Here is a 9,288-nt window from a genome sequence, read left to right on the forward strand (position 1 = left end):
CCGCCGCACCCGCTGCCGATGCCCCGGCCGAAGACGTGCCGGCCGAAGACGATATCGAGATTTCGGGTCCGGGTGCCGGCGGCAACAGCGAAATCGTGGTGCGCGGTGTCTTCATCCCCAATGTGATCAAATCGACCCCCGAAGTCGTCTCTGTGCTGAGCGAGGCGGACATTGCCCGCACCGCCGATGGCGACATTGCCGGGTCGCTCCAGCGCGTGACCGGCCTCAGCGTCGTCGGCGGCCGCTTCGTGTTCGTCCGCGGCCTGGGCGAGCGCTATTCGCTCGCGCTGATGAACGGATCGCCGCTGACCTCGCCCGATCCGCTGCGCCGCACGGTGCCGCTCGACATCTTCCCGACCAGCGTCATCGCCTCAACCACCATCCAGAAGAGCTATTCGGTCGACTATCCCGGCGAATTCGGCGGCGGCGCGATCAACCTCACCACCAAGTCGGTACCGCGCGACCCGTTCTTCAAGATCGAGTTCAGCACCGGCGGCGACACGATCACCACCGGCGAGGTCGGCTATACCTATTTCGGTTCGTCGACCGACTTTACCGGTTTCGACAATGGCGCGCGTACGCTCCCGCGCAACCTGCGCGATGCGTTCGCTTCGGGCAATCCCATCACCGCCGGAGCCAATTTCACCGCCGCGCAGGTGCGTGACCTGACCGCGAGCCTGGCCAATGCCAACACCTCGCTCATTCAGCGCAACAACAACATTCCGGTCAATTTCTCCGGCCAGCTCAGCGGTGCGACCAACTTCCTCGTGGGCGACGTCAATATCGGCATTGTCGGTGCAGCCGGCATCAACAACACCTGGCGTACGCGCGGCGGCGTGCAGCAGATCTCGCAGGGCATCGTGCCGCAAAATGGTGTCGACGCGCTGCTGCCGGACATCAACTTCAATTATCTGACGACGGAAAACCGCATCGTCGTCAACGGCCTGTTTGGCGTGACGGCCGATGTCGGCGAGCACAAGTTCAAATGGACCAACGTGTTCATCCGCGACACGGTGAAGGACGCCTCGATCCGCGAAGGCATCGATGCGCGCATTACCGACACGCGCCTGATCAATCGCAGCCGTACCACCTGGTTCGAACGTCAGCTGATCAACACCCAGTTTGTCGGCGAGATGAAGTTCGACGACTTCCGCCTGAACTTCCGTGGTAGCTATGCCAATTCGCAGCGCGAAGCGCCGTACGAGCGGACCTTCGACTATACGTTCAGCGCCGCCGCGAACGATTTTGTCAACGACCTGCAGTCGGCGGGCGAGGGCGCGCGCATCGCGTTCAGCGACCTCGACGACAATGTCTACGGCGCGAATGTCGATCTGGCCTATGAGACCGATATCGGCGTGCCGATCACCTTCACGGCGGGCTATGCCTATTACAAGAACGATCGTACGTCGATCCGCCGCGACTTCCGCTTCCTGAGCGGCCAGGGCCCGCTGCCCTTTGCCGTGTCGCAGCAGCGTCCCGATTTCCTGCTGTCGGACTTCAACGTCTATACGTTCGATGTGCGCCTGTTCGAAACCTCGGGTTCGAACGGTGCGGCGGCCTATGACGCCGGGCTGGAAGTCCATGCCGGCTATCTGCAGTTCGAGGCAGAGCTGGCCGACAGCCTGCGCCTCCAGGCGGGTGTCCGCTACGAGGACGGCGACCAGTTCGTGATGCCGCTCGACCTGTTCGGCCTGGGCAGCGCCAATCTGGTTCCGACCAACATCAAGAAGGATGACTGGCTGCCGGCGGCGACGCTGACCTGGAACCTCGCTGAGAACATGCAGCTGCGCTTTGCTGCGTCGAAGACCATTGCCCGCCCGCAGTTCCGCGAACTGGCACCGCAGCAGTATCTCGACCTCGAATTCGACCGCACATTCTTCGGCAACCCGTTCCTGAAGAACAGCCGCCTGATCAACCTGGAATCGCGCTTCGAATGGTATTTCGAGCGTGACCAGCGCCTGACCGCCGCGATCTTCTACAAGGACATCAAGGACCCGATCGAGAATCTGGGCTTCCGCCAGGGCGACAACTTCTTCACCACCTTCGCAAACGCACCCAAGGCGACGCTTTATGGTGCGGAAATCGAGCTGGTGAAGTTCTTCGATCTGATCGATCTGGGCGGCACGTTCTTCGAAGAGCGCCGGATGCTGATCGCAGCCAACTATACCTATACCAATTCGGACGTGAAGGTGACCGCGCAGGACATGATCGCCGACCCGCTGAGCGGCGCGATGGTGGCGGCTTCGACCATCTTCCGCACCGGCGGCTTTGCGCTGACCGGCCAGTCGGACCATATCGCCAACATCCAGTTCGGCATGGAAAGCACCGGCGAGCGGCTGTCGCAGCAGACCATCCTGCTGTCGTGGAACAGCAACCGCGTCACCAATCGCGGTCCGGCCGGCCAGCCCGACTTTGTCGAATATACCGGCCCGCGGCTGGACTTCGTCTGGCGCGAAGGCTTCAAGCTGTTCAACCGGACGGGTGAGCTGAAGTTCGAGGCGCGCAACCTGCTGAGCACCGACTATGTCGAGTTCCAGCAGCTCAACCGCTCGCTGATCCTCAACAACGCCTATGAGATCGGCCGCGGCTTCCAGATCAGCGCTTCGTTGCAGTTCTGATCGTACGGGCGTCCGCCCATCAGGACCATGAAAGGGGGAGGCGGCCAGTGCGCCGGCTCCCCTTTTTCGTTCGCGCCCAGTGGGCTGCGCAGCATCACCTTCAAATATCTGTCACAAACTGGTAATCCAACCGTCACGGGCTGCGCCTAGCAGCATCGCGAGGCCATGGGGATCGGCCTGAAGCGGGGAGTGATTCGTGGCATCAGCGGCCCAGAATGGCGCGCAGACCGGCCTCAGTGCTTCGCTATCCCGTTTCCGTCTCGCGCGGTTTCAGGGGCAGCAGGGCGGCTGGACCAGATTTCTTCCGCAGGGTCTCTATGGCTGGCTGCGCGCGCTGCTCGTGCTGGCGCTGATCATCCAGGTTGCCCGGCTCGTCTGGACGATCGTCACGCCCATCGCCCCGCTGGGTGACTGGCAGGCGCGCACCGCGAACGTGATGTCGCCCGCCGCGCGTGCCGCGCTGTTTGCGAGCTTCGACGGTTTCGATCGCGCCGCTGCCGGGGGCGGCGAGGCGAGCGCAGCGGTCACCTCGCTCGATCTGACGCTCTACGGCCTGCGCATGAACGAGGCGTCGGGTGGTGGCAGTGCGATCATCGCGGGCTCGGACGGGGTGCAGCGCAGCTATGCGGTGGGCGAGGAGGTCTCGCCCGGGGTCAAGCTGGTGCAGGTGCTGTTCGACCATGTCGTGCTCGAACGCGGCGGGACGCGCGAAAGCCTGTTCCTTGACCAGTCGGTGCCTGCCGAGACCGTGGGCGATGCGCCGATGACCGCCGCTCCTGCGGCCGGTGCCGCTCCGCCCCCCGTCGTCCAGGCGCCCGGCCCGCTCAATGCTGAGGCGATCACCGCCGGCATCGGCTTTGCCCCGCGCATGGAAAATGGCCGCGCGACCGGCTTTGCCGTCACCCCCAAGGGCGATGGCGCGGTCTTTGCCCAGGCGGGCTTTCGCGCCGGCGACATCGTCGTCGAGATCAACGGCCGCAAGGTCAGCTCTGCCGCCGATGCCGCGGCGCTGACCGGCCAGCTCAAGCCCGGCGCGCGCCTGTCCTTGCAGGTCGAGCGCGGCACCGAAACCCTTCCCATCGCGATCATCATTCCGGAAAAATGAAAAAACACATCTCCCTTTTCGCGTTGGGCGTCGCCCTCGTATTCGCCCAGCCCGCAGCCGCGCAGCACAGCTTGAATGTGCGCGATGCCGATGTGCGCGCGTTCATCGAGGATGCGGCGCAGGTGACAGGGCGCACCTTCATCATCGATGGCCGGGTGCAGGGCAAGGTATCGGTGGTGACCGATAGGCCGCTGAGCCGCAGCGAATATTTCGAGGTGTTCCTCTCCACGCTGCGCGCCAACGGTCTCATCGCGGTGCCGACCGCCAATGGCGCCTATCGCATCCAGCCGACCGATGGCGCGGCGTCCGCGCCGGGCCGGGTCGGCAGCCGCGGCGCGCAGAACGAGTTCGTCACCGAGGTGTTCCGCCTGCGCGCGATCGATGCGACCACCGCGGTCGAGACGCTGCGTCCGCTGGTCAGCCGCGAGGGATCCATCACCGCCAATCGCAGCGGCAACAGCCTGGTCGTCGCCGATTATGCCGACAATATCCGCCGCATCCGTGCGCTGATCGGCCAGATCGACCGCGACAATGCGACGACCCAGGTCATCACGCTCAGCCATGCCGGCGCGCGCGAGATCGCGATGACGCTGCAGCAGCTCGCCCCCGCGCCCGGCGGCGGCGCGGAAGGCGGCGGTGGTGCGCCCTTGGTGTCGGTGGTCGCGGTGGATTCGAGCAACTCGGTCGCGCTGCGCGGCGATGCGCCGACGGTCGCGCGGCTGACCGCGATCGCCAAGGAGCTTGACGCGCGCGCGGCGAACGGCAGCGAGATCCGCGTGATCTGGCTCGATTATGCCGATGCCGAACAGCTGGTGCCGGTGCTGCAGATGATGGTCGGCGCGCAGGGTGGCGGCGCGGTCACACCGATGTCGGCGACCCCGGCGGCGGCACCGTCTGCGAACGGCACTGCCCCTGCCGCAGCGTCGGCCCCGGTCGGCGGTGCCGTGGCGCTTTCCAACGGGCGCGGCCAGGCGATCATCACGCGTTACGAGGGCGCGAACGCGGTCATCATCTCGGCCCCGGTCGATGTCCAGCGCTCGCTCGCCGAACTGGTGCGCCAGCTCGACATCCGCCAGGAACAGGTGCTGGTCGAGGCGATCATCGTCGAGATTTCGGACCGCGTCGCGCGCGAGCTCGGCGTGCAGTTCCTGATCGGCGGCAAGGACATCCCCTTCTTGGTCACGCCGTTCAGCAACGTCACGCCCAACATTCTCGATATCGCGGGCGGTCTGCTCGCCGACGAACTCGACGAGACGACCACGGTCATCAACGGCAACACCGTCACCACCAGCAACAACAGCGCGGTGGGCAACCTGCTGCGCCAGAACGCAGCGCAGAGCATCCTGGGTGCGCGCGGGGGCTATTCGGGCTTTGCCGCCGATATCGGCAGTAACCGCGTGCTCGGCGCGATCATCAACGCGGTGCAGGAAGACAGCGAATCGAACATCCTGTCGACGCCGTCGCTGACCGTGAACGACAATGTGAAGGGATCGATCCTGTTCGGCCAGGAAATCCCGATCAGCACCGGCGAGGCGCTGTCGAACAATTTCGACAATGCCTTCCGCACCATCCAGCGCCAGAATGTCGGCATCGAGCTGGAGGTGAAGCCGCAGATCAATGCGGGCAACCAGGTCAAGCTCGACATCCGCCAGGAGGTCAGCTCGATCGTCGGCCCCGTCAGCGACGATTTCAACGAGCTCATCATCAACAAGCGCGAAGTGAAGACCACGGTCACGGTGAAGGACCGCGAGATCATCGCGTTGGGCGGCCTGCTCGACGATAACGAGCGGCGCACGCTCCAGAAGATTCCGCTGCTCGGCGACATCCCGATCCTGGGCGAGCTGTTCAAGTCGCGCGGCAAGCAGCGGACCAAGACCAACCTGATGGTGTTCATCCGCCCGACGATCCTGCGCACCGCTGCCGACGCGCAGGCGATCGCCGCGCGCCGCTACAATTATGTCCGTGCCGCGCAGATCGAGTTCGACCCCAAGGCCGAGCCGTCGCTCGACAAGATCGTGCTTGAATATCTCGGCGCGAACGTGCCGGTTGCGCCGCCCGCCGGGCCGAACGATCAGGTGGTGACGCCGCGCGCCATGCCCGGCACCGCGCCGATCGACAGCACGACGCTGCCGCCCAGCCAGCCAGCGCAGCAGCAGCAGCAGGAACTCCCGCCAACCGGAGGCCAGCCATGATCATCCGCAAGGGCGATGCGCCGGACGAAGCCGCCGACACCGCCGTTGATGCCGAGCAGCCAGCCGCTGTCGAACGCACGCTGACCCGGGTGATGCTCGACATTCCCTACGGCTTTGCCCGCGATAATGGCGTGGTGATGCTGGGCGAAATCGATGGGCGGCTGAAGGTCGCGCTGCGCGAAGGCGCGGACCCGGTCGCGCTGCTCGAGGTTCGGCGCTATCTCGCGATGCCGTTCGATGTCGAGCTCGCGCCAGTGGCGCAGTTCGAACGCTATCTGTCCGATCATTATGCGGTCGATGGCAATGCCGCGGCGATGGCGAGTTCGCTCAACATCGATGGCGGCGATCTCGAACTGCTGGCAAGCGACCTGCCCAGCGCCGAGGACCTGCTCGACAGCGCAGACGATGCGCCCGCGATCCGCCTGATCAACGGCGTGATTGCAGAGGCCGCGCGCCAGGGCGTGTCGGACATCCATATCGAGCCGTACGAGACCGGCCTCGTCATCCGCATGCGCATGGATGGCGTGCTGCAGGAAAAGCTGCGCATGCCCCCTAATGTCGCGCCGGTGATCGTCAGCCGTATCAAGGTGATGGCGCGGCTCGACATTGCCGAGCGCCGCGTGCCGCAGGACGGGCGCATCGGCCTCACCATCGGCGGCAAGCTGCTCGACGTGCGCGTCTCGACGCTGCCCAGCCGCGCGGGCGAACGCGTGGTGCTGCGTCTGCTCGACAAGGAAAATGCGAACATGGATCTGGGGTTGCTGGGCATGAGCCCGCGCACCCACAAGATCCTCGCCGATGCGCTGGCCGAGCCCAATGGCATCATCCTGGTCACCGGCCCGACCGGATCGGGCAAGACGACAACGCTCTATTCGTGCCTCAAGCAGCTGAACGACGGTTCGCGCAACATGCTGACGGTCGAGGACCCGGTCGAATATGCGATCGAGGGCGTCGGCCAGACCCAGGTCAATGCCAAGGTCGGCCTGACCTTCGCCGCGGGCCTGCGCGCGATCCTGCGCCAGGACCCCGATGTGGTGATGATCGGCGAAATCCGCGACCACGAGACGGCCGAAATCGCGGTCCAGGCGTCGCTCACCGGGCATCTGGTGCTTTCGACCGTGCACACCAACGATGCGATCGGCGCGATCACCCGCATGCGCGACATGAAGATCGAGCCGTTCCTGCTCGCCTCGACGCTGCGCGCGGTCGTCGCGCAGCGGTTGGTGCGGCGGCTGTGCCCCGAATGCCGCGAGCCGGTCCAGGCCGATGGCTCGCTCGCCTCGCTGCTTGGCTTCGACAAGGGCACCGTGGTCTATCGCCCCGTCGGCTGTGACGCGTGCAATCATACCGGCTTTGCCGGGCGCATCGGCGTGTTCGAGGCGGTGCGGGTCGACGAGACGATCCGACGCCTGATCAACGACAATGGCGACGAGGCGATCATCGCGCGGCACGCCTTCCTCAATGCGCCGAATCTCGGCTCCGCCGCGCGCGAGCTGGTGCGGACGGGCCAGACCACGGCGGAAGAGGCGATCCGCATCTCCCGGCGCGAGGCCGAGCCAGTTCCGCCCGAAATGATCGATGGCTGACTTTGCCTATCGGGTGATCGATGCGGCCGGGCGCGAGCGGGAAGGGCGCATTTCGGCCGCATCCGACGCGCAGGCACGCGCCGCGCTGATCCGAAAGTCCTTCCATATCGTCGCGGTCTCGCCTGCACCGCCGCGCAAGCCGCTGCTGTCGCGCGACGCCACCGCGCGCCTCAGCCCCAAGCAATTGACCCTGTTCACCCGGCAGATGTCGTCGCTGATGAGCGTCAGCCCCTTGGAAGAGGCGCTGCGTACGATCAGCCGCCAGACCGAGAAGGCGAATGCGCGCGCGGTGCTGATCAACGTGCATGGCGGGGTGATGGAGGGCCAGTCGCTCGCCGAGGCGATGGCGCGTGAACCGCGCAGCTTCCCGCCGCTCTATCGCGCGATGATCAGCGCGGGCGAAAGCTCGGGCTCGCTGCCCGTCATCACCGAGCGGCTGGCGATGCTGCTCGAACAGCAGGCCGAGGTGCGCGGCAAGCTCATCTCGGCGCTCGCCTATCCGATCATCCTGACGCTGGTGGCGCTGGGCGTGGTCGCGGGGCTGATGATCTCGGTGGTGCCGCGCGTGGTCGAGCAGTTCGACAATGCGCAGACCCAGCTGCCGCTGATCACGCGCATCGTCATCGGTATCTCGGCGTTCCTCGCCGACTGGTGGTGGGCGATCCTGGCGGCGATGCTGCTCGCAGGGGTCGCCTTCTGGCGCGCGATGAAGGTACCGCCGTTCAAGTACCGCGTCGATACGCTGCTGCTCAAGCTGCCCTTTATCGGCCGTCTGATCCGCGACATGAACGCCGCACGGCTGGCGCGCACGCTCGCGACCATGGTGCAGAGCCGCCTGCCGCTGCTCGAGGGGATGAAACTGACCACCCGCACCGTGCGCAACAGCGTGCTGCGCGAGGCGCTCGAACAGGCCGTCGAGGCGATCCGCTCGGGCGGTTCGCTGTCTGCGGCGCTGCGCAATGCGGGCACGTTCCCGCCGCTGCTGGTCTATCTGGTTGCGAGCGGCGAAAGCGCGGGCCAGCTCGACATCATGCTGGAGCGCGCCGCCGATTATCTGGAGCGCGAGTTCCGCAATTTCACGACCACCGCGATGGCGCTGCTGGAACCGGCGATCATCGTGGTGATGGGCGGGGCGGTCGCGCTGATCATCCTGTCGATCCTGCTGCCGATCCTGCAGCTTCAGAACCTCACCGGACTCTAGAGGAAGACCCCATGTTGAACATCCGAACCCTGCTGTTGAAGCGCCTGAGCCGCGAAACCCGCAAACGCGCCAACGGCTTCACCCTGGTCGAGCTGATGGTGGTGATCTTCATCATCGGCCTGTTGGCTACCATCGTCGTCATCAACGTGCTGCCCAGCCAGGACAAGGCGATGACCGAAAAGGCGCGCAGCGACATCGCGACTTTGTCGCAGGCGCTCGAAATGTACCGGCTCGACAATCTGGCCTATCCCGGCACGGCGGAAGGGCTGAACGCGCTGGTCACCGCGCCGCCGACTCTCGCCCAACCGGGCCGGTACCGCAGCGGCGGCTATATCAAGAAGCTGCCGCAGGACCCCTGGGGCCGCCCGTACCAATATGTCAGCCCCGGCACGACCGGCGCGTTCGACCTCTATTCGCTGGGCGCCGACGGCGCGCCGGGCGGCGAGGCGGAGAATGCGGACATCACGGCCGATGGGGCTTGAGCCTGATAAGTCCTCCCCCAGCTTGCTGGGGCCAACCCTTGTCAAATCCTCCCCCAGCTTGCTGGGGGAGGGGGACCATTTGCGCAGCAAATGGTGGAGGGGCA

General features: G+C 65.6%; 6 protein-coding genes. All 6 read left to right on the forward strand.

Features of this window, described 5'->3' with window-relative positions; all coding sequences use genetic code 11:
• Nucleotides 1-2,618, forward strand: a 2,618-nt coding sequence (locus tag AX735_RS18700; RefSeq protein ID WP_066283304.1) for a TonB-dependent receptor domain-containing protein, incomplete at its 5' end; no start/stop codon positions are given.
• A gap of 196 nt (nucleotides 2,619-2,814) precedes the next feature.
• Nucleotides 2,815-3,723, forward strand: a complete 909-nt coding sequence (locus AX735_RS18705; protein ID WP_082751191.1) for a type II secretion system protein N — start codon at nucleotides 2,815-2,817, stop codon at nucleotides 3,721-3,723.
• Nucleotides 3,720-5,915 carry a type II secretion system secretin GspD gene (gene gspD, locus AX735_RS18710; protein ID WP_066283310.1) on the forward strand — a complete coding sequence of 732 codons (2,196 nt, stop codon included), beginning with the start codon at nucleotides 3,720-3,722 and terminating at the stop codon, nucleotides 5,913-5,915. Before AX735_RS18705 ends, gspD begins: the two co-directional genes overlap by 4 nt.
• Nucleotides 5,916-6,007: 92 nt before the next feature.
• A complete protein-coding gene (gene gspE, locus AX735_RS18715) occupies nucleotides 6,008-7,501 on the forward strand; it encodes a type II secretion system ATPase GspE (protein ID WP_066283316.1) in 1,494 nt (497 codons plus the stop codon).
• Nucleotides 7,494-8,702, forward strand: coding sequence for a type II secretion system inner membrane protein GspF (gene gspF, locus AX735_RS18720; protein ID WP_066283312.1), 1,209 nt, complete (start codon nucleotides 7,494-7,496; stop codon nucleotides 8,700-8,702). The genes gspE and gspF overlap by 8 nt, the downstream gene beginning before the upstream one ends.
• 11 nt (nucleotides 8,703-8,713) lie before the next feature.
• Nucleotides 8,714-9,184 (forward strand): type II secretion system major pseudopilin GspG, encoded by a 471-nt coding sequence (gspG, locus tag AX735_RS18725; RefSeq protein WP_066283314.1) that lies wholly within the window; start codon nucleotides 8,714-8,716, stop codon nucleotides 9,182-9,184.
• The last annotated feature ends 104 nt before the right edge of the window (nucleotides 9,185-9,288 follow it).

Source organism: Blastomonas sp. CCH1-A6 (assembly GCF_001556365.1).
GTDB lineage: Bacteria > Pseudomonadota > Alphaproteobacteria > Sphingomonadales > Sphingomonadaceae > Blastomonas > Blastomonas ursincola.

Coding starts and splice junctions, on each gene's coding strand:
- gspD (WP_066283310.1), top strand. CDS start 3,720: ATGAAAAAACACATCTCCCTTTTCGCGTTGGGCGTCGCCCTCGTATTC.
- gspE (WP_066283316.1), top strand. CDS start 6,008: ATGCTCGACATTCCCTACGGCTTTGCCCGCGATAATGGCGTGGTGATG.
- gspF (WP_066283312.1), top strand. CDS start 7,494: ATGGCTGACTTTGCCTATCGGGTGATCGATGCGGCCGGGCGCGAGCGG.
- gspG (WP_066283314.1), top strand. CDS start 8,714: ATGTTGAACATCCGAACCCTGCTGTTGAAGCGCCTGAGCCGCGAAACC.